The 19,849-nt window shown below is 66.6% G+C and carries 15 protein-coding genes; 5 read left to right on the plus strand and 10 right to left on the minus strand.

The window, feature by feature from the left end:
* Positions 1-172: 172 nt before the first annotated feature.
* Together HNP47_RS08830 and HNP47_RS08835 are read left to right on the plus strand one after the other, a co-directional pair.
* The gene (locus HNP47_RS08830) at positions 173-2,239 is read left to right on the plus strand and encodes a capsular polysaccharide biosynthesis protein (protein ID WP_260394754.1); all 2,067 of its coding nucleotides are present in this window, start codon (positions 173-175) and stop codon (positions 2,237-2,239) included.
* Positions 2,240-2,353: 114 nt separating this feature from the next.
* A complete protein-coding gene (locus tag HNP47_RS08835) occupies positions 2,354-3,508 on the plus strand; it encodes a beta-ketoacyl-ACP synthase III (protein WP_184279263.1) in 1,155 nt (384 codons plus the stop codon).
* Between the two features lie 4 nt (positions 3,509-3,512).
* Here the strand turns inward: HNP47_RS08835 and HNP47_RS08840 are convergent, their stop codons facing one another.
* Positions 3,513-3,974: a DoxX family protein gene (locus HNP47_RS08840; protein WP_184279264.1), complete on the minus strand. Its 462-nt coding sequence runs from the start codon at positions 3,972-3,974 to the stop codon at positions 3,513-3,515.
* Positions 3,975-4,015: 41 nt separating this feature from the next.
* On the minus strand, positions 4,016-5,221 hold the full coding sequence (locus HNP47_RS08845) for a M48 family metallopeptidase (protein WP_184279265.1): 1,206 nt from the start codon (positions 5,219-5,221) through the stop codon (positions 4,016-4,018).
* Between HNP47_RS08845 and HNP47_RS16385 the strand changes: the two genes are divergently transcribed.
* Complete coding sequence (locus tag HNP47_RS16385) at positions 5,220-5,627, plus strand: hypothetical protein (protein WP_260394755.1); 408 nt, start codon at positions 5,220-5,222, stop codon at positions 5,625-5,627. The two genes, HNP47_RS08845 and HNP47_RS16385, sit on opposite strands and share 2 nt — an antisense overlap.
* A gap of 72 nt (positions 5,628-5,699) precedes the next feature.
* Here HNP47_RS16385 and HNP47_RS08855 read toward each other — a convergent pair whose 3' ends face one another.
* The gene (locus tag HNP47_RS08855) at positions 5,700-6,227 is read right to left on the minus strand and encodes a porin family protein (protein WP_184279266.1); all 528 of its coding nucleotides are present in this window, start codon (positions 6,225-6,227) and stop codon (positions 5,700-5,702) included.
* A 227-nt stretch (positions 6,228-6,454) separates the two neighbouring features.
* Positions 6,455-9,133: a pyruvate, phosphate dikinase gene (gene ppdK / locus HNP47_RS08860; protein WP_184279267.1), complete on the minus strand. Its 2,679-nt coding sequence runs from the start codon at positions 9,131-9,133 to the stop codon at positions 6,455-6,457.
* Between the two features lie 212 nt (positions 9,134-9,345).
* Here ppdK and HNP47_RS08865 point away from each other — a divergent pair, with 212 nt between their 5' ends.
* The gene (locus HNP47_RS08865) at positions 9,346-9,699 is read left to right on the plus strand and encodes an endonuclease domain-containing protein (protein WP_221415061.1); all 354 of its coding nucleotides are present in this window, start codon (positions 9,346-9,348) and stop codon (positions 9,697-9,699) included.
* 129 nt (positions 9,700-9,828) lie between these two features.
* Here HNP47_RS08865 and glyS read toward each other — a convergent pair whose 3' ends face one another.
* The 6 genes from glyS to HNP47_RS08895 form a co-directional block, all read right to left on the minus strand.
* Complete coding sequence (glyS, locus tag HNP47_RS16390; protein ID WP_184279269.1) at positions 9,829-12,243, minus strand: glycine--tRNA ligase subunit beta; 2,415 nt, start codon at positions 12,241-12,243, stop codon at positions 9,829-9,831.
* Positions 12,243-13,136, minus strand: a complete 894-nt coding sequence (locus tag HNP47_RS08875; RefSeq protein ID WP_055805924.1) for a glycine--tRNA ligase subunit alpha — start codon at positions 13,134-13,136, stop codon at positions 12,243-12,245. The genes glyS and HNP47_RS08875 overlap by 1 nt, the downstream gene beginning before the upstream one ends.
* Positions 13,137-13,236: 100 nt before the next feature.
* Positions 13,237-14,121, minus strand: coding sequence for a fasciclin domain-containing protein (locus HNP47_RS08880; protein ID WP_184279270.1), 885 nt, complete (start codon positions 14,119-14,121; stop codon positions 13,237-13,239).
* Between the two features lie 203 nt (positions 14,122-14,324).
* Positions 14,325-15,203: a 4-(cytidine 5'-diphospho)-2-C-methyl-D-erythritol kinase gene (locus HNP47_RS08885; protein WP_184279271.1), complete on the minus strand. Its 879-nt coding sequence runs from the start codon at positions 15,201-15,203 to the stop codon at positions 14,325-14,327.
* A gap of 3 nt (positions 15,204-15,206) precedes the next feature.
* The gene (locus HNP47_RS08890) at positions 15,207-17,084 is read right to left on the minus strand and encodes a tetratricopeptide repeat protein (RefSeq protein WP_184279272.1); all 1,878 of its coding nucleotides are present in this window, start codon (positions 17,082-17,084) and stop codon (positions 15,207-15,209) included.
* Positions 17,085-17,148: 64 nt separating this feature from the next.
* Positions 17,149-18,804: an electron transfer flavoprotein-ubiquinone oxidoreductase gene (locus tag HNP47_RS08895; RefSeq protein WP_184279719.1), complete on the minus strand. Its 1,656-nt coding sequence runs from the start codon at positions 18,802-18,804 to the stop codon at positions 17,149-17,151.
* Between the two features lie 195 nt (positions 18,805-18,999).
* On the opposite strand from HNP47_RS08895, the gene HNP47_RS08900 reads away from it, so the two are divergent.
* A complete protein-coding gene (locus HNP47_RS08900) occupies positions 19,000-19,812 on the plus strand; it encodes a uracil-DNA glycosylase family protein (protein WP_184279273.1) in 813 nt (270 codons plus the stop codon).
* Positions 19,813-19,849: the final 37 nt, after the last annotated feature.

A 19,849-nucleotide genomic window follows, 5' to 3' on the forward strand; every position in this document is an offset into this window, starting at 1 on the left:
GGAGGGGCTTTGGAAGTCCCACAGACGCCTGTGTTGATTTGAAAAGCCCCTCCGTCACGGCGCAAGAGCGCCGCGCCACCTCCCCATGAAATGGGGAGGAGATGGGAGCGTGGGGCCTAGTCGCGTCGACGCAACCGCCGTAAAGCTCGCGTCGAACCTCAGCGGACCGGCCTTGCCCCTACCCTCCGACACGCCTTCGAAAATCCCGGCCTGGGTCTGTGCGCCCGGCGTGCTGAAGGTCCCGTTCCTCGACGTGTTTCTGGCCGACTACGACCTGCGTCGGTTGCCGGGGGAGGACGTGCAGGCGGTGCTGGGCTGGGGCATGAAGTCGACGGCGGCGGCGGGGCGACGGTGGGCCGAAAAGAACGGGCGGCCCTATGTGGCGCTGGAGGACGGGTTTTTGCGCTCAGTCGGAATCGGCGAGGCGGGGGCGACCAGCCTCAGCCTGATCGTCGACGATCTGGGCGTCTATTATGACGCGACGCGGCCCAGTCGGCTGGAGCAACTGATCCGGACGGCGGACGACTGGTGCGACGCGGCCATGATCGCGCGGGCGCGCGGGCTGATCGACCGGATCGTGGCTTCGGGCGTGTCCAAGACCAATATGGGCGGGCCGCTGGATCCGGGCCTGCTGAAACCGGGTCGGCGTGTGCTGATCGTGGACCAGACGTTCGGCGACGCCTCCATCGCCTGTGGGCTCGCGACAGCCCAAAGCTTTGACGACATGATCGCCGCAGCCCGGCGCGACGAGCCGGACGCCCAGCTGATCGTCAAACGCCATCCGGCGGTGGCGGCGGGCAAGAAGCGCGGCTGCGTGACGGACCTGACCGGCGTCACCCTGGTCGATACGGATGTAAGGCCCGCCGACCTGCTGGCGGCGGTGGATGAGGTCTATTGCGTCACCTCCGCGCTGGGGTTCGAGGCCCTGTTGCGAGGGCTGCCGGTGCGGTGTTTCGGTGCGCCCTTCTACTCCGGCTGGGGTCTGACGACCGATGCGGTCCAGACGGGACGGCGCGGCGTCGAGCGGTCGATCGAACAGGTCACGGCCGCCGCCCTGATCGCCTACAGCCGCTATGTCGATCCGATAACGGGCGAGCGATGCGAGGCCGAACAGGCGCTGGAGCGGCTGATCGCGCTGCGCGACCGGGCCGACCGGCTGGCAGGGTCGTGGTCGGCGGTGGGGTTTGCGCCGGCCAAGCGTCCGCCGGTGCGCCGCCTGCTGAACTCGCCCAAGGCGTCGATGCGGTATTTCATGTCGCCGTCGCGCGCCGCCGCCCATGCGACCGCGACGAACGGCCGGCTGATCTGGTGGGCGGGCAAGGAAAGCGAGGCGACGCGTCAGGCGGCGGCCGTTTTCGCCAAAGATACTGGGGGCCCGACGGTGCGGATGGAGGACGGCTTCATCCGTTCGCGGGGCCTAGGGTCCGACTTCGTCGGCGCCCTGTCAGTCGCCCTGGACGATCAGGGGGTCTATTACGATCCGTCGCGGCCCTCGCGGCTGGAGACCCTGATCGAGAGCTCGGACCTGTCGCCGATGCAGTTGGCGCGGGCCGCCTCCCTGCGGACGCGCGTGGTCGATGCCGGCCTGTCGAAATACAATCTGAAGGGTCAGGCGCCGACGGACTGGCCCGCCGATCGCGACATCCTGCTGGTGGTCGGGCAGGTCGAGAACGACAAGTCGATTTTGCTGGGCTGTGCGCGGGATCTGAACACCAATTCGGCCCTTGTGGAGGCGGCGCGGCGCGATCATCCGGACGCCTTTCTGGTCTACCGCAATCACCCCGACGTGCTGGCGGGCAACCGGCCGGGACGGCTGGACGCCGGGGCCATGGCCTCGGTCGACGCGGTGGGCGACGGGCTGGATATCGTGGACTGTCTGAACGCCTGTCGCCGGGTGGCGACCTTGACCTCCCTGACCGGGTTCGAGGCCCTGATGAGGGGCAAGGCGGTGTCGGTCTATGGCCGGCCCTTCTATGCCGGATGGGGGCTGACCGACGACCGGCTGACATTCGAGCGCCGCAGCCGCCGCGCCGGCGTCGATCACCTGGTCCACGCCGCCCTGATCGCCTATCCCCTGTATATCACGCCTGAGGGCTGGCCCTGTGAGGCCGAGGATCTGGTGGACCGGCTGATCGCCGCGCGTGACCAGCCGACACCCAAGGCGCCGCGCGGCCAGGTCCAGCGCTGGGCCGCCGGCATCATCGCCAGTCTCGACCGCAAGCCGCCGCCGTCCTATTGACGCGTTCTGATAGGAAACGGACTGTCCTCAAGCAGCAAGGTCCCGCAGGCCGAGCGATAGGAACACGCTCCTCAAGCAGCGAGACGCCGCGCGTCGAGCGATAGGAACAAAAAAGTGTCGAATGCAGTGATCGCCGCCACCGGCCTCTTCACCCCCGACCAATCGGTCTCGAACGCCGAACTGGTCGACAGTTACAACGCCTGGGCCGACGGCTGGAACGCCCGCCACGCCGCCCAGATCGAGGCCGGCGAACTGGAGGCCAAGTCACACTCCTCGCCCGAGTTCATCGAGAAGGCGTCGGGCATCAAGAGCCGGTTCGTGCTGGATAAGGCCGGGATCATCGATCCCGAGCGGATGGCCCCGAACCTGGCGGAACGCTCCAACGACGAAATGTCGATCCTGGCCGAAATGGCGGTCAAGGCCGCGCGTCAGGCCATCGAGGCCTGGGGCAAGCCGGTCACCGAGATCGGCGCTGTCCTGTGCGCCGCATCGAACATGCAGCGCGCCTATCCGGCCATGGCGATCGAGGTTCAGCAGGCCCTTGGCATCGAGGGTTTCGCCTTCGACATGAATGTGGCGTGCAGCTCGGCGACCTTCGGCATCAAGACGGCGGCGGACTTCATCGCCGGCGGCTCGGTCAAGGCGGTGCTGATGGTCAACCCGGAAGTCTGCTCGGCCCACCTGAACTTCACCGACCGCGACAGCCATTTCATCTTCGGCGACGTGGCGACGGCGGTGATCGTGGAGTCGTCGGATACGGCGGGACCGGGCGGCTGGGACGTGCTGGGCACGCGGCTGAAGACGACCTTCTCGAACAATATCCGCAACAACTTCGGCTTTTTGAACCGCAACGCGCGCGACACCGCGCATCTGGACAGCCCCGAGGCCGACGACAGCATTCAGAACGACAAGCTGTTCATCCAGCAGGGCCGCAAGGTCTTCCGCGACGTGGTGCCGATGGTGTCGGACATGATCGTGGATCATGCCGGCGAACTGGGCCTGGATCCGCACGACCTAAAGCGCCTGTGGCTGCACCAGGCCAACATCAATATGAACACGATGATCGGCAAGAAGGTGCTGGGTCGCGAACCCTCGGCGGATGAGAACGTCATCATCCTGGACGAATACGCCAACACCTCCTCGGCCGGGTCGATCATCGCCTTCCACCTGCACAACGACGGGTTCGAGGCGGGCGATACGGGGCTGATCTGCAGCTTTGGCGCCGGCTATTCGGCCGGGACGGTCTTCGTCAGGAAGCGCGCCGCCTGAAGCCCTAAAGCCGGGGCAGGAACAGGACGAAGTCCAGGCTCCACAGCCCCGGTCCATTGGCGATCAGCCAGATCAGGATGACCATCAGCAAGGTCTCCGGCAGGTCGAAATAGCTGGAGAGGCGATAGCCGAGGCTGGTCCCCTCCACCGAGTTTGACGCCACGGTCACCAGGGCGACCAGGCTGATGATCAGCAGCACCAGGGCCGCCAGGCTGGTGAACAGGCCCATGATCAGCAGGGCGCCGAAGGCGAACTCGCACACCGAGACAAACTTGGCGGTCTGGCGCGGGGCGGCGATGCCGGCCTCAACCATCGTCTTGCTCATCTTCTCGGCCTGGGCCGGGGTAAATAGTTTGTAGAAGCCGGACAGGAAGAACATTCCCCCGACCACGACCCGCGCGATCAGGGGCGCGATGTCCATCAGGGCCGGAACGCCCAGGCCGAGGCCGCGATAGAGGTCGATCATGGGGCGAAGGCTCCGCTTGGAATGGCGAAGCCTTCAATGCCCTAAGGACGCGTCGGTTGCCCTGCCGAGGTTTGGGCTGGATGCGTCGCCTTCCATTCCATGGCGCGGCGGATGCGGTTCTCCACGCTGGGGTGATCGTAGAAAAGGAACTCCTCGATCGCCGACGGCGACGGGGCGCGATATTCGGCGGTCTTGATCAGGGCCTTGGACAGACCGTCCGGTTCATTGGCGTGAACCAGCGAGAAGTGGTCGGCGTCCTCCTCCATCGTGCGGGTCATGGTGGCGAAGACGGGGGTGCCCAGCACGCCCAGGAAGGCCAGCACCAGGGCCAGGACCGGCAGGCCCGCAGGGTCGGAGATGTCGCCCACGCGATCCGCCCTCAAAAGACGATGCGCCACTGGATAGAGCCGGTCGGTCAGCCAGAAGGCCAGCACCGACAGGAGGACCAGAATGCCGACGGTCCAGAGAATGTGCGCCCGGACATAGTGGCCCATTTCATGGCCGACCACGCTGCGCACCTCAGCCAGGTCCGCGCCCTGTTTGAACATGGTGTCGCTCATCGCCACCCGCGCCGTGCCGAACAGGCCCGAGACATTGGCGGTATAGCGGTCGGACTGTTTGGAGCCATTATAGATGAAGATCTTGTCCGATGGCGTGCCGGTCTGTTGGGCCAGGGTCACGACGGCGTCGCGCACCGGCCCGTTCGGCGCGGGCGTATAGGTGTTGAAGATCGGTTCGATCACCAAGGGCGCGAGCACCAGCGCGATGACGATGAAGGCCGCCGTCACTCCGGCCGCCCAGGCCCACCAGAACCGGCGCGCACGCCGGATCAGCGCATAGATCGCCACGAGCAGCAGCGAGGTCGCCACGACGGAGATGGCTGCGCCGATCATGGCCTCGCCCAGCCAGCCGCCCAGGGCCTGGCTGGTCAGTCCGTACTGTTTCTCTCGCCACCAGCCCTGGTATATCTCCCACGGCAGGGTCAGCGCCCAACTCATGGCCGAATAGACCAAGGCGACGACGAAACTGGCCAGGTTCGGCCGACGACGGCGACGTTCGATCCGGCTGCGGATCGCAACCAGCAGGCCGGTGTGCACGATGATCCACGCGACCAGGGCCGACACCAGGAAGCTCCACAGGATCAACCAGTGCGAACCGTGGGTATAGGCGATGGCGCGGGCGGTTTCCTGGGGCGACAAGGTCGCCAGCCATTGGGCCGTCGCGGCCGCCGGATCGAAATTCGTCATGGTTTTCTCCCTTGCGAGAACCAAACCGCGCGACCCGCGTTATGTCAGGTTAATTCGAATCCATGATGATTCTCGCCCGGCCACGCTTGAATCTTTCACGACTTTTTGTCACGCATTCTCCTGTCGAGAACAGGGGATGTCCCAGATGGCTCACAAGACGCCCAAGCAGGTCCTGGAAAGCTTGGCTCATGATATCGCCACCGTGTTGAAGAGCATGGGTGGCTCGGCGCATCAGAACATGGTGGTTGATTGCGTGGCGGCGATGAAGCGCCAGCGCGGCGAGGCGGTCAACCCGCCCGATCTTCGCCAAAAAATCATCGAGACCTTTGAATACTATCGCGACTGGTTCGTTCGCCCGTTCGGCGAAGGCTCGCAGCGCTGGGCCCTGGCCGGCGACTTCGGCTGATTTTACTGCCCTGAACGAGAAAGGCGCGCTCCTTGCGGAGCGCGCCTTCGTCGTTATGACTGATCGATCAGATCAGAAGCGACGGATGTAGCTGACCGAATAGGCGTCGGCCTCGCCCGCATCGTCACGATAGTCGCGACGGGTCCAGTCGGCCCGTACGCCGTTCACGCCATCCAGATAGTAGTTGGCGCCGGCGCCGTAGTTCCAGCTGTCGCCGCCCACGTCGGTGTTGGCGCCGGGGAACTCCTGCTTCAGCTCGGTGTGGCCGTAGCCGCCGCGCGCGAACAGCTCCAGCTTGTCGGAGACCGGCACCTTGCCGACCACATAACCGGCGGCGTCCCACTCGTGCTTGATCGAGCCATCGACGCCGGCGACGGTGAAGTCGTCGTCCTTGACGCCGACCGAGGCTTCGGTTTCCAGCGCGATGTAACGGTTCAGGTTTACGCCCAGACGACCGGTGACGGCGCCCGTCGTTGCATTGTCGCCTTCAAGATGAGTGTAGCCCAGCGAGCCGTAACCGCGCGGCTCGGGATTGGTCTGAGCAAAGGCCGGAGCGGCGATTGCGGAAACGGCGACGGCGGCGAGAAGAATGTTACGCATTGTTTCTTATTAACTCCTAGATGTGATGACCGGACCGATCATCAGCCCCATCCAGCGAGTGCTTAAATAGGTCAGGGCTTCATCTGTTCCAGAGGCTGAGAAACACTACGAATGCCTGTGGACGCGGGGACACATACGTCGTTCCGCCAAGGTTGGCGGTTTTGTGACAAAGAAAAAGGGCGACCTCTGCAGAGGCCGCCCTTTTCATGCTCCAATGACGAGAGGGACTAGCGGTCCTTCTCGCGCTCCACGTTCAGCGCCGCCTGGGCCGCCGCCAGTCGGGCGATGGGCACGCGGTACGGCGAGCAGGAGACGTAGTCCAGGCCGGCCTGTTCGCAGAAGGCGATGGACGACGGGTCGCCGCCGTGTTCGCCACAGATGCCCAGCTTGACCTCGGGTCGCACCGCGCGACCCCGCTCGGCGGCGATTTCGATCAGGCCGCCGACGCCGTCCTGGTCCAGGCGGACGAACGGATCGGTCTCGAAGATGCCCTTGTCCAGATAGGCCTGCAGGAACCGGCCCGAGTCGTCGCGGCTGATGCCGAAGGTTGTCTGGGTCAGGTCGTTGGTGCCGAAGCTGAAGAACTGGGCGTATTTCGCCAGATCCCCTGCCCGGATGGCGGCCCGCGGCAGCTCGATCATGGTGCCGACCAGATAGTCGATGCTCTCGCCCGTTTCCTCGAACACGGCCTTGGCGGTGCGGTCGGTCAGTTCGCGCAGGAACTTCATCTCCAGACCGAGGGCCACCAGCGGGTGCATGATCTCCGGCAGCGGGGCCTGCCCCGACGTCTTCTGAACCTCCAGCGCCGCCTCGATGATGGCGCGGACCTGCATCTCGTAGATCTCGGGATAGGCGACGCCCAGGCGGCAGCCGCGATGGCCCAGCATGGGGTTGGTCTCGTGCAACTCCTTGGCGCGGCGCTTCAGCTTGTCGGCGTCGATGCCGGACGAGGCGGCAAGGGCGTCGATGTCTTCCTCGGTGTGGGGAATGAACTCGTGCAGCGGCGGGTCCAGGAGGCGCACCGTGACCGGCAGGCCGGCCATGATCTCGAACAGTTCGACGAAGTCCGACTTCTGGAACGGCGCGATCTTGGCCAGGGCGGTGCGGCGCCCGGCCTCGTCGTCAGCCAGGATCATCTCGCGCACGGCGGCGATCCGGGTGTCGTCGAAGAACATGTGCTCGGTCCGGCACAGGCCGATGCCCTCGGCGCCGAAGCCGCGCGCGGTCTTGGCGTCCAGCGGCGTCTCGGCGTTGGCGCGGACCTTCAGACGGCGCACCTTGTCGGCCCAGGCCATCAGGGTCTGGAAGTCGCCGGTCAGTTCGGGCTCGATCATCGGCACGGCGCCGTCCAGCACCTCGCCCTTGGAGCCGTCGATGGTGATGACCTCGCCGGCCTTGAAGGTGCGGCCGCGCGCGGTGAAGACGCCCTTGGCCTCGTCGATGTGGATCTCGCCGGCGCCGGAGACGCAGGCCCGCCCCATGCCGCGCGCCACGACGGCGGCGTGGCTGGTCATGCCGCCGCGGGCGGTGACGATGCCGCGCGCCGCATGCATGCCGTGGATGTCCTCGGGGCTCGTTTCCTCGCGCACCAGGATGACCGCTTCGCCCAGACCCGACATGCGCTCGGCCTCGTCGGCGTCGAAGACGATCTTGCCGGTCGCGGCGCCGGGCGAGGCCGGCAGGCCGGCGGCGACCACAGTGCGCGCTGCATCGGGGTCCAGCGTCGGGTGCAGCAGTTGGTCCAACGCCGACGGCTCAACCCGGCTGATGGCCTCTTCCTGAGAGATCACGCCCTCGGCGGCGAGGTCCACGGCCACCTTCAACGCCGACTTGGCGGTGCGCTTGCCGTTGCGGGTCTGCAGCATCCACAGCCGGCCCTGCTCGACCGTGAACTCGATGTCCTGCATGTCGCGGTAATGGCTTTCCAGCTTGCCGACGACGTCGACGAACTGGGCGAACACCTCGGGCATGGCTTCTTCCATCGAGGGGGCGGTCTCGCCCATCTCCTCGCGGCCGATCTTGGTCAGGGACTGCGGCGTGCGGATGCCCGCCACCACGTCTTCGCCCTGGGCGTTGATCAGGAACTCGCCGTACAGCCGCGCCTCGCCGGTCGAGGGATTACGGGTGAAGGCCACGCCGGTCGCCGAGGTCTCGCCCATATTGCCGAACACCATCGACTGGACATTGACCGCCGTGCCCCAGCTTTCGGGGATGTCGTGCATGCGGCGATAGAATTTGGCCCGGTCGTTCATCCAGCTTTCGAACACGGCGCCGACGGCGCCCCACAGCTGGTCCTTCGGATCCTGCGGGAAGGGGTGGCCCAGTTCACGCTCGACCACGGCCTTGTAGTCGGCGACCACCCGCTCCCAGTCCTCGGCCTTCAGGTCGGTGTCGACCGTGACGCCCAGGCGATCCTTGTGCTGGTCCAGCACCTCTTCGAAATCGTCATGGCTGAGGCCCAGCACGACGTTGGAATACATGGTGATGAAGCGGCGGTAGCTGTCGAAGGCGAAGCGACGGTCGCCCGACAGCTTGGCCAAGCCTTCGACCGTCTGGTCGTTCAGGCCCAGGTTCAGCACCGTGTCCATCATACCCGGCATGGACGCCCGCGCGCCGGACCGCACCGAGACCAGCAGCGGGTTTTCGACATCGCCGAAGGTCTTGCCGACCACGCCCTCGACCTTGGCCAGGGCGGCCTGGACCTGGGCGTCTAGATCGGCCGGATAGGTCTCGTTGTTGGCGTAATAGTGGGTGCAGACCTCAGTGGTGACGGTGAAGCCCGGGGGAACCGGCAGACCCAGCGACGACATTTCCGCCAGATTGGCGCCCTTGCCGCCGAGAAGGTTCTTCATCGACGCGTCGCCGTCGGCGGAGCCTCCGCCGAAGCCGTACACCCACTGAGTCATAATGTAGTCCCTGAGCTTTTCGGATCGTCCGGCGGGTTGGCCCCGCTCGCACATGCAGCATGATCTAGCGCGTGAGAGCGGCCTTGACCATTGCGGATGTAACAATGCGTGAGCGGATGCGCGGTTTCCTAGCGACGCGCGCGCACAACCTTGACGTCATCGTCTCCTCCCCTTGAAATGGGGAGGGGGACCGCGAAGCGGTGGAGGGGTTCTTGACGCACGAAGGCTCCGTCTCGCGCGCCCGCATCCTGCGTCGCGCCCTGACCCCGCCCGAAGCGCGATTGTGGGTCCACCTGCGCCGCCGCGCGCTGGACGGTCTGAAATTCCGTCGCCAGCATCCGGCGGGCGTCTATGTGCTCGACTTCTATTGCGCCGAGGCGATGCTAGCTGTCGAGGTGGATGGCGAAAGCCATGAAGGCCGAGGCGAACACGACGCACGACGCACGCGCTGGCTTGCGACCCAGGGCATTGCGGTCATCCGCGTCTCTTCCGAACAGGTGCGGGTGGACTTAGGCGACGTGCTCGATTTCATCGCCGACCGAGCGAGAGACCGAGTCCGAAGCTAAGAGCCCCTCCACCGCTACGCGGTCCCCCTCCCCACGAGTGGGGAGGAGACGATGCGGCGAAGTCCCGTCTCCTCCCCATTTCATGGGGAGGTGGCTCGAAGCGCAGCGGAGAGACGGAGGGGTTCTGCCCTACCCCGCGATCTGGCCGAAGTCGGCGACCTGGCCCATCACGTCGCGGACCTGGCCCAGCAGCTTCAGGCGGTTTTCGCGTTCGGCGGGGACGTCGGAGTTGACCAGAACGTCGTCGAAGAAACGGTCCACGGGCGCGCGCAGGCGCGCCAGGGCCGTCATGGCGGCGGCGAAGTCCTCGGTCTCCAGCGCGGCCTCGACGGCGGTGCGGGCGGCGCCGACGGCGAAGGCCAGGGTGGTCTCGGCCTCGGGCTGGTTCGGCAGGCCGGTCTGGACCATGCCGGTCGGGATAGGCCCCTTCTTCTCCTCGGCGCGGAGGATGTTGGAGGCGCGCTTGTAGCCGGCCAGCAGATTGGCGCCGTCGTCCGTAGCGAGGAAGGCGGCCAGGGCTTCGACCCGGCGCACGATGCGGACGAGATCGTCGTCGCCCAAAGCGAAGACGGCCGCGACGAGGTCGTGGCGCTGACCTCGATCTCGCAGGAGGACGGTCAGGCGGTCGGCGAAGAAGGCGAGGAGCCCTTCACTCTTGTCCACGAGATCGTACTGCCTTCCGAATATTCTGTTCTCACGGAAGGCAAAGTCGAAGGCACGGCGGTTAAAGCTCGCGAATGGGAAGACGCTGGGCCAGAGTGTAACTTGAGATGTGACGCCATTTGCAGCGGAGATCGCCCGCATATGCGGCAGCCCATGAATTTCCAACAGTTCATGGGCTTGAGAGTGTTGACCTTCTTCAAGAGATGCCAACTTTTCAATGATGCGGGTTTCAGTCGAAATACCCGCATCAACAGCTGCATCAATCGCTGAACTCAGCCCGACGCGCGCATTGTTATCCAGCACCAGCCGGATCACGCCAAGAGCTGCGCGGCGCAGAGCGAAGGGATCCTTCGATCCCGTGGGCTTTTCGTCGATGGCAAAGAAGCCGACCAGGGTGTCCAGCTTGTCGGCCAGGGCGACGGCGACCGTGACGGGCGCGGTCGGGACCGTGTCGGCGGGGCCTTGGGGTTTGTAGTGGTCGCGCACGGCGTCGGCGATGCGGTCCCTTCTCCCCTCGGGGGAGAAGGTGGGCGGCGGAGCCGCTCGGATGAGGGGGCTGCCGGACGCGGACTCTGCGGTCGAGGGCGAAGAGGCGGACACAGCCCCCTCATCCGTCTCGCTCCGCGAGCCACCTTCTCCCCCGAGGGGAGAAGGAGAAATCCGGGCGTAGTAGCCGCCCATGATCCCCTGCAGTTCCGGGAATTCGCTGACCATGCCTGACAACAGGTCGGCCTTGGACAGGCGGGCGGCGGTTTCGGCCTCATCGGCGTCGGCGCCGACCAGCGGCGCGATCTCACGCGCCAGGGCGGCGATGCGCTCGACGCGCTCGGCCAGGGTGCCCAGTTTGGCGTGGAAGGTGACGCCGGACAGTTTGGCGTTCCAGGCGTCGAAGCCGACCTTCTGGTCCTCGTCCCAGAAGAAGCGGGCGTCGTTCAGGCGGGCGGACAAGACGCGGCTGTTGCCGGCGGCCAGGGCCTTGCCGCCGTCGGTCGCCTCGACATTGGCGACGACCAGGAAATTGGGGGCCAGGCCGTCTTTCGACGGATCGCGGACGGCGAAATACTTCTGGTGCACCTTCATCGACAGGCGCACGACTTCGGGCGGCAAGGCCAGAAACTGCGGGTCCATGTCGCCCAGGATCGGGGTCGGCCATTCCGCCAGACCCGCCACCTCATCCAGCAGGCCGTCGTCATCGACAAGGGCCAGGCCGCGCGCGGCGCAGGCGGCCTTGGCCTGTTCTAAGATGCGCAGCTTGCGGTCGGCGACGTCCAGCAGGACGAAGTTCTTTTCCAGTTGGGTGCGGTAGTCGACGAAGTCGCTGACGCGCAGCAGCTCGCCGGACCCCAGGAAGCGGTGGCCCTCGGTGATCGCGTCGCTTTGAATGCCGTCGATCTCGAACGGCACCACCCTTCCGTCGAACAGGCACAGGATGCGTTTGATCGGACGCACCCAGCGCAGCGTGCCGGACCCCCAGCGCATCGACTTGGGCCAGGGGAAGGTGCGGACGACCTGGTCGACCGTCTCGGCGACCAGATCGGTCGTGGCGCGGCCCTTGGACGACAAAACGGCGAACAGGACGCCGTCGCGCTCGGTCAGTTGATCGCGCGTCAGGCCGGTCTTGCGCAAAAAGCCTTCCAGCGCCTGTTCTGGAGCCGAGGCGCGCGGGCCCTTGACCTCTTCCTCGCGGTCCGGCGTGGCCGTGGGCAAGCCGTCGATGACCAGCGTCAGGCGGCGCGGACCGGCATAGGTTGTCAGCGCATCCCACGTCAGGCCGGCGGCCTTCAGACGGTCGGAGACCATACGCTCCAGGTCGCGCGCGGCGCCCTGCTGCATCCGGGCGGGGATTTCTTCGGAGAAGATTTCGAGGAGAAGTTGGGGCATCAGGCGGTTTTCCGCTCTTGTTCGACGTAGGCGAGGGCGCAGGCTTTGCAGAGTTCGCGGATGCGGCCGATGTAGCTCTGGCGTTCGGCGACGGCGATGGCGCCGCGGGCGTCCATCAGGTTGAACAGGTGGCTGGCCTTCAGAACCTGGTCGTAGGCGGGCAGGACCAGGGGCTGATCCTGCGGCCCGCGCATGTCCAGCAGGCGCTGAACTTCGCCCACCATGTCCTCGAACCGGCGCTTCAGACCGTCGACGTCATAGCCGTGGAAGTTGGCTTCCGACTGTTGCCGCTCGTTCTCCAGGAAGACCTCGCCATAGGTCAGGCCCTCCTTGGTGAACTTCAGATCATAGACGTTGTCCACGCCCTGGACGTACATGGCCAGACGCTCCAGCCCGTAGGTCAGTTCGCCCGAGACCACGTCCACCTCGATGCCGCCGACACCCTGGAAATAGGTGAACTGCGTCACCTCCATCCCGTCGCACCAGACCTCCCAGCCCAGCCCCCAGGCGCCGACGGTAGGGTTCTCCCAGTCGTCCTCGACGAAGCGGATGTCGTGCAGTTTCGGATCGATGCCGATAGCCGCCAGCGAGCCCAGATACAGCTCCTGAAGGTTGTCGGGGTTAGGCTTCAGGATAACCTGGTATTGGTAATAGTGTTGGAGGCGATTGGGGTTTTCTCCATACCGGCCGTCGCCGGGGCGGCGGCTGGGCTGGACATAGGCGGCCTTCCACGGCTTGGAGCCGAGCGCGCGTAGCACGGTGGCGGGATGCAGCGTGCCGGCCCCGACCTCGATGTCGTAGGGTTGCAGAATGGCGCAGCCCTGCTCGCCCCAATAGCGGTGGAGCGTCAGGATCAGGTCCTGAAACGCGAGCGGCTCGGTCGAGGTGGTCAAATCGGGCTCGTGGGGAGGGGCTGCAAAAAAGACGGCGGACCATAGGGCCCGCCGCCTTCCGCTTCAACACGCTACCGAGCGAGCGCGTGGATGACCCTGATCAGTTCGGGGTCGGCTTGGCTTCGGCCGCGCCGTCAGCGGCGGGATCAGCCCCATCAACCGGCGGAGTGGCCGGGGTATCGACCTGACCATCGGTCGGATTGACGACCGGCGACGAGGACGTGGTCGTCGTCATCGCGGCGGGCTGACCGTCCGGCGCGGTCGGGGCCGGTGTCGCTTCAGCGGCCGGGGTCGCCTCAGCGGCCGGAGCGGCTTCGGCCGGCGCGGCGGCCTCTTCATCGCCCATGGCGGCCATGGAGTTCGCCGGGTTCAGGACCTTGTCGATCGGAAAGATGGCGCCGTTCGAGGCGTCCAACTCGGCGCTGACGACGGTAGCGCCGTCAGCCTTGATGGCCGAACCGGTGCCGTCCAGCAGAACCTGGCTCTCGGCGGCCGTCTCTACGCCGCCCTTCTTGCCCATGATCTGGCCGGGCGTCACGTCGGCGACGATGACGTGATACAGCAGCAGCTGGCGCAGTTCGGCGGCGTTTGCCGGGTCCATCAGACGCGTACGCTCGGCCTCGGGCACGGCGGCGAAGGCGGCGTCGGTCGGCGCGAAGATCGAGATGGCCGGGCGGCTGGCCAGGGTGTCGGTCAACTGGGCGGCGTCTAGCGCGGCCAGCAGGGTGGTGAACTGACCGCTGGCCTTCAGCTTGTCGACGACGGTTTCGCCGGCGACGGGCGTGGTCGCCTGGGCAGTCGTGGTCGTGGTCGCAGCGGCCTCAGCCGTCGGAGCTGGCGTCTGCGGCATGGCCGGATCGGTTTGCGGCATGGTCGCGGGGGCAGGTGTTGTCGTAGTCGCCGGGGCGGTCATGTCCTGGGCGAAAGCGGGGGCGGCCATCAGGCTGACGACGGCGGTGGCGGCAAGCAGTTTTGCACGAAGCATGGCGATTTCCTTTTTCCTGTTTGAGGATCGCCACGGGGGAGACGGCGACCCGTTCCAGACATCGGAACTGCCGACTCAAATCAGAACGCCGTGATCTGGTTCCGATATTTCGAAACAATACGTAACGTTTGTGATGATCTGGGCGAGACCTGGGCGAAATCGCCGGTTTCGCGGCCTGATCGCCGGTATTCGGCCACAAAGCTTCAGCGTTGCTGTACGGACAGCTGTGTTGCTTTGACCCAGGCCGTGGGATGTGCGGCAGACAATGCGCGCGCAGCAGATTGGGCCGCGTCGTCGCTAGGATACAAGCCAAACACCGTCGCGCCTGAGCCGGACATTCGGGTCAGGGCGATCTGATCCGTCGCCGCCACCGCCGACAGGGCCGCGTCGATCGCCGGCGTCAGGGCCAGCGCGGGTGCTTCAAGATCGTTGCGCTGGGCCGACAGCCAGTCGATGACGGCGGCGATAGACCAGTCCTGTGGCGGCGCGGGCCTGTCGGCCGCTCGCACCGGCCCTGCGTCATAGGCGCGATAGACGGCGCCGGTCGGCGATGGGACGCGGGGATTGAACAGCACGACTGGCAGCAGCGGTAGCCGGGGCTCGTCCGTCAGCACGTCTCCCCTCCCCTCGGCCCAGGCCGTGCGCATCCGCAGACACATCGGCCCGTCCGCGCCGACGACGCCCGCGACCACCTCAAGCGCGGCGTCGTCGAGATCGAGCGCCAGGACGTCGCGCGCGAGCTTCAGCGCCGCGCCCGCATCGGACGATCCGCCGCCCAGCCCCGCCGCGATGGGCAGGCGCTTGTCCAGCGAGACCTTCAGCTTCGGCTCTCCGATGCCACAGGCCTCGCCCAATCGGCGCAGCGCGCGCAGGATCAGATTGTCGCCCGTCGCGCCCAGCCCGGCACCGAAAGGCCCTTCGACCGTCAGCGACAGACGATCCGCCGGCTCGACCGACACGCGATCCCCGACATCGGCGAAGGCGACCAGGCTGGACAGCGGATGATAGCCGTCAGCGTCCACCGCTCCGACGTGCAGGAACAGATTGATCTTGGCCTGCGCCAGGGCGGTCAGGGCAGGCATGACCTATTGCGCGACGCCCTTAGCGCTCGGCGCGCTGTCCAGCCCATTGGCGATCTTGCGTTCGACCTCGGCCCGACGTTCGGGTTCGGGCTCCAGCACCAGGACGCGGTTCCACAGCCAAACGGCTTCGCGTTGACGGCCGACCTTCCAGTAGGCGTCGCCGAGATGATCGTTGATCTCGGCATTGGACGGCTCCTTGTCGACAGCCTCTTCCAGCGTGTTGACGGCGGTCTCGTACTGGCCCTGTTTGAACTGCGCCCAGCCCAGCGAATCCTGGATGTTGCCGTTGTCGGGCTCCAGCGCATGGGCGCGGGCGATCATTTCGGCTCCTTCTTGGACGCGCAGCCCCTTATCGACCCAGAGATAGCCGAGGTAGTTCAGCATGTCGGCGTCGTTCGGCGCGGTCTGAAGCGCGGCCCACAGTTCGGCCTCGGCCTCGGGAACACGACCCAGCGCCTCATAGGCGGCGCCGCGCAGGAAGTGGACGCTGGCGCCCTGATCGGCGGTGTTCAGGAGCGGCCCGTCCAGCAAGGCCAGCGCCTCGTCATGCTGTTTCAGCTGCATCAACTGACCGGCCAAGACCAGGACGATCTGCCGATCGTCGGGGCTGGCGGCGGCGGCGCGGCGTAATTCGGCCAGGGCATCCTGCGACTGGCCGTCTTCCTCCAGCGCCACGGCCAATTGGGCGCGAGCGGCGGCGTAGAGTTTTTGATCGGCGCTCCCGACCCGCGACAGCGCGTTGCGGGCCGCGGATTTCAGACCGGCGCGGGAAAGAACCTGGGCCAGCTGATATTCCGTCTCGTCATCATCGTGCAGATTCTGGGCGAGGCGCAGATAGACGGCGGCGAACTCGTTGCCGCGTTCGGCCGAAGCCTGGGCGGCGGCGGTGATCAGTCCTTGGGCGGCGCCTTCGCGGAAATCGGGCAAGGCAGGCGGACGGCCGCCGTCCTTCAGCCGCTGCAGCGCGCGGGCCACGCCCGGATCGACGGGCTGGACCGCCAGGGCGGCTTCATACAGGGCGACGGCGTCGTCGCGGCGTCCGCGCCGTTCCAGAAATTCGCCATAGGGGCGTTTGAAGAGGGCGCCGACGCCAGCGACTTCGGAAGCAGTCTTCAGCTCGACCTCGGCCTCGGCATAGTCGCGGCGCTTCTCCAGCAGGGCGGCGCGATTGATGCGGGCGAAGGCCAGGGTCAGGGGATCGCCGGCGGTCGGGACCGGCTGAAGCGCCCGGGTCCAGTCGCCCGCCGCGGCGGCGATCCACGGCGCGACCAGAAGACCGGCGCGGGCATGCGGGGAGCCGATGGGCTCACGGGCCAGTTCGGCGTTCGGCGTCTTGGCGTCGCCGCGCACGAATTCCTGCACCAGACGCACCAGCCGCCCGCCCTCGACGAACGCCGGAGACGCCGTCGCATCGGTCGGGGCCAGGGCGGCCGCCACATCCAGATCGCCGGTCAGCAGGGCGGAGGTGAAGGCCTGTTCGCGCACGCGCGGCTGTTCCGGCGTCAGCCGTTCGGCCTGGGCCAAATAGTCCGAGCCGGTCGCCCCCTCGCCCTGCATCAGGGCCAGCTTGCCCGCCAGATACAGACCATAGGCGCTGCGGCCTTCGGCGTTCGTCGGGATCGGCGCCCAGATGGCCGGGATCGCCGGCGTCGCGGGCGTATCGGTGATGATGATGTGAGGATCGGGCGCGGCCTCGGTCGGCGCCTGACCTGGTGTGGCCTGACCCGGCGCCGTCTGGCCCGGCTCCAGGATGACGGCCGGCGGATGGGTGTCCGGCGTCGGGGCGGGCGGGGTCGTTTCCTGCGCCGAGGCATGGCCGGCAAGCGCCACGGCGAGGACGGGCAGGGAGGCGGCGAACAGGCGCGAACGGGAGGCGATCATGCCCGGACCCTTCACGCTTTTGCGGCGGCGGGCAAGGGCGGAACGCCGCCCCTGCCCCGTTCCGTCACATGTTCGGATAGTTGGGACCGCCGCCGCCTTCGGGCGTGGTCCAGACGATGTTCTGCGACGGATCCTTGATGTCGCAGGTTTTGCAGTGGACGCAGTTCTGGGCGTTGATGACGAAGCGCGGATCGGCCTTGGCCGCCTCGTCGCCATAGACCACTTCGTACACGCCGGCCGGGCAGTAAAGCCGCGCCGGCTCGCCGTATTTGGGCAAGTTGACCCGGATCGGGATCGACGGATCCAGCAGCTTAAGGTGGGCCGGCTGGTCCTCGGCGTGGTTGGTGTTGGAGATGAACACCGACGACAGCTTGTCGAACGACAGCTTGCCGTCCGGCTTGGGATACGCGATCGCCTTGTGGTCGGCGGCCAGGCCGGTCGAGGCGGCGTCGGTCTTTTCGTGCTTCAGCGTCGGGATCGGCGACAGGCCCCCCAAGAGGGTGCGGCACCACATGTCGAACATGCCCAGCGCCCCGCCCAGCGTCGTGCCGAACTTGGACAGCAGGGGCTTGGCGTTCCGGACGAGCGACAACTCTTTATAGACCCAGCTCTTTTCAAAGGCCGCCTGGTATTCGACCAGTTCGTCGCCCGCGCGCCCGGCCTGAACGGCCTCGTAAGCGGCGTCGGCGGCCAGCATCCCGGTCTTCATCGCGTTGTGGCTGCCCTTGATACGGGGCACGTTCACGAAGCCGGCCGAACAGCCGATCAGCACGCCGCCGGGGAAGCTCAGCTTCGGGATCGACTGCAGGCCGCCTTCGGTGATGGCGCGCGCGCCGTAGGAGATGCGTGTTCCGCCCTCCAGGTGCTGGGCGATCTCGGGGTGGTGCTTGAAGCGCTGGAACTCGTCGAACGGCGACAGGAACGGGTTCTTGTAGTTCAGGTGAACCACATAGCCGACGGCCACATAGCGATCGCCGAAATGATACAGGAAGCTGCCGCCGCCGGTGTGTTCGTCCAGCGGCCAGCCGGTGGTGTGCTGGGCTAGGCCGGGCTGGTGCTTGTCAGCCGGCACCTGCCACAACTCTTTCAGGCCGATCCCGTATTTCTGGGGCGACTTGCCGTCCTGAAGCTTGTGTTTGGCGATGATGGTCTTGGCCAGGGAGCCGCGCACGCCCTCGGCGATGAAGACGTATTTGCCGTGCAGTTCGATGCCGGGCTGGAAATCGCCGGTCGGCTTGCCCTCACGGTCGATGCCGAAGACGCCGGCGACGACGCCTTTCACCTGACCCGTGTCTTCTTCCCAGACGACGTGGCTGGCGGCCATGCCGGGATAGACCTCGACGCCAAGGGCCTCGGCCTGCTCGCCCAGCCAGCGTGTGACGTTGCCCAGCGAAGCGATGTAGCAGCCGTGATTGTGCATGAAGGGCGGCAGCAAGGGCATGGGCAGCGACGCCGACCCTTGCGGGCCCAGCAGCAGGAACTTGTCCTTGGTGACCGGCGTCTCCAGCGGCGCGCCGCGTTCCTTCCAGTCGGGGAACAGTTCGTTCAGCGCCTTGGGATCGATGACCGCGCCCGACAGGATATGACCGCCGACCTCGGCCGCCTTTTCCAGAACGGCGACGGTGATCTCCTTGCCGTCCTTTTCCGCGCGCTGCTTCAGGCGGATGGCCGCCGACAGGCCGGCCGGGCCGCCGCCGACGATCACGACATCATATTCCATGATCTCGCGCTCGACCCCGTTCAGCGCCTCCAGCGGCGGCAGATTGTCGATGATGGCGTCCTGACGGGCGTTTTCCGCGCCGCCTTCGATGGCGTCTTCGGCCATGGTTTCCCCTGAATCCCGGTTATCTGTGTGGTTATGCCGCTTATCGGAAGGTGACGCGAGGGCGGTCAAGGCTTATCGGTGGTCCGAGACATGAACGCGCAACCCCATGACATCGCTGCAGTCGAAAGCCTGCTCGCCTTCTGGCGGGATGCGGGGGTCGACGCCTGCTATGGCGACGCGCCCGTCGATCACACCCACATCGCCCCGCCGCCGGCCGTCAAGGCGGTGCAGCGGGCGACAGCCTCGGTCGTCATGCCCCTGGCCGGCGTCAACGCCGATGACGCCCTCGCCGAGGCGCGGCGGCTGGCCGCCGGCGCCGCGACGCTTCAGGATCTGGCGGCGGCGGTCGCGGCGTTCGAGGGCTGTCCGCTGCGCGGCATGGGCGCGACGCAATCGGTGTTCGGACGCGGCAATCCCAACGCCTCGGTCCTGATTATCGGCGAGGGGCCCGGCGGGGACGAGGATCGGGCGGGGCAACCCTTCGTCGGCAAGGCCGGGCAGTTGCTGGACCGGATGCTGGCGGCGGCGGGCCTGACCGACAAGGTCTTCATCACCAACACGGTCTTCTGGCGCCCGCCCGGCAACCGCACCCCCAGCCCGCAGGAACAGGCGATGTGCGCACCCTTCGTCGAGCGGGCCTTCGCCCTGCTGAAGCCCAGGGCCGTGCTGCTGCTGGGCGCAGCCTCGGCCAAATCGGTGCTCGGCGCCGAGGAAGGCATCATGAAGCTGCGCGGCAACTGGAAGGAATGGCGACTACTGGAAGGGGCGGTGTCGGCGCCCGTCATGCCGACCCTGCATCCCGCCTTTTTGCTGCGCCAGCCGCAAGCCAAGCGGCAGGTGTGGAGCGACCTGCTTTCGCTGGCCGTTCGCCTTGAAACGGACTCGGTTGAAGAACAAGGCTAATCGCGGCATGTTCGCATGCTGACGACCGATCGCCATA

This window comes from Brevundimonas vesicularis, assembly GCF_014204545.1.
GTDB lineage: Bacteria > Pseudomonadota > Alphaproteobacteria > Caulobacterales > Caulobacteraceae > Brevundimonas > Brevundimonas vesicularis_B.

Excerpts from the sequence above, each read along its gene's own strand:
- ppdK (WP_184279267.1), bottom strand. The coding sequence starts at position 9,133 with ATGACTCAGTGGGTGTACGGCTTCGGCGGAGGCTCCGCCGACGGCGAC.
- HNP47_RS08845 (WP_184279265.1), bottom strand. The coding sequence starts at position 5,221 with ATGACGAATTTCGATCCGGCGGCCGCGACGGCCCAATGGCTGGCGACC.
- HNP47_RS08900 (WP_184279273.1), top strand. The coding sequence starts at position 19,000 with ATGAACGCGCAACCCCATGACATCGCTGCAGTCGAAAGCCTGCTCGCC.
- HNP47_RS08885 (WP_184279271.1), bottom strand. The coding sequence starts at position 15,203 with ATGCCTGCCCTGACCGCCCTGGCGCAGGCCAAGATCAATCTGTTCCTG.
- glyS (WP_184279269.1), bottom strand. The coding sequence starts at position 12,243 with ATGCCCCAACTTCTCCTCGAAATCTTCTCCGAAGAAATCCCCGCCCGG.
- HNP47_RS08890 (WP_184279272.1), bottom strand. The coding sequence starts at position 17,084 with ATGATCGCCTCCCGTTCGCGCCTGTTCGCCGCCTCCCTGCCCGTCCTC.
- HNP47_RS08855 (WP_184279266.1), bottom strand. The coding sequence starts at position 6,227 with ATGCGTAACATTCTTCTCGCCGCCGTCGCCGTTTCCGCAATCGCCGCT.
- HNP47_RS16385 (WP_260394755.1), top strand. The coding sequence starts at position 5,220 with ATGGTTTTCTCCCTTGCGAGAACCAAACCGCGCGACCCGCGTTATGTC.
- HNP47_RS08880 (WP_184279270.1), bottom strand. The coding sequence starts at position 14,121 with ATGCTTCGTGCAAAACTGCTTGCCGCCACCGCCGTCGTCAGCCTGATG.
- HNP47_RS08895 (WP_184279719.1), bottom strand. The coding sequence starts at position 18,804 with ATGGAATATGATGTCGTGATCGTCGGCGGCGGCCCGGCCGGCCTGTCG.
- HNP47_RS08840 (WP_184279264.1), bottom strand. The coding sequence starts at position 3,974 with ATGATCGACCTCTATCGCGGCCTCGGCCTGGGCGTTCCGGCCCTGATG.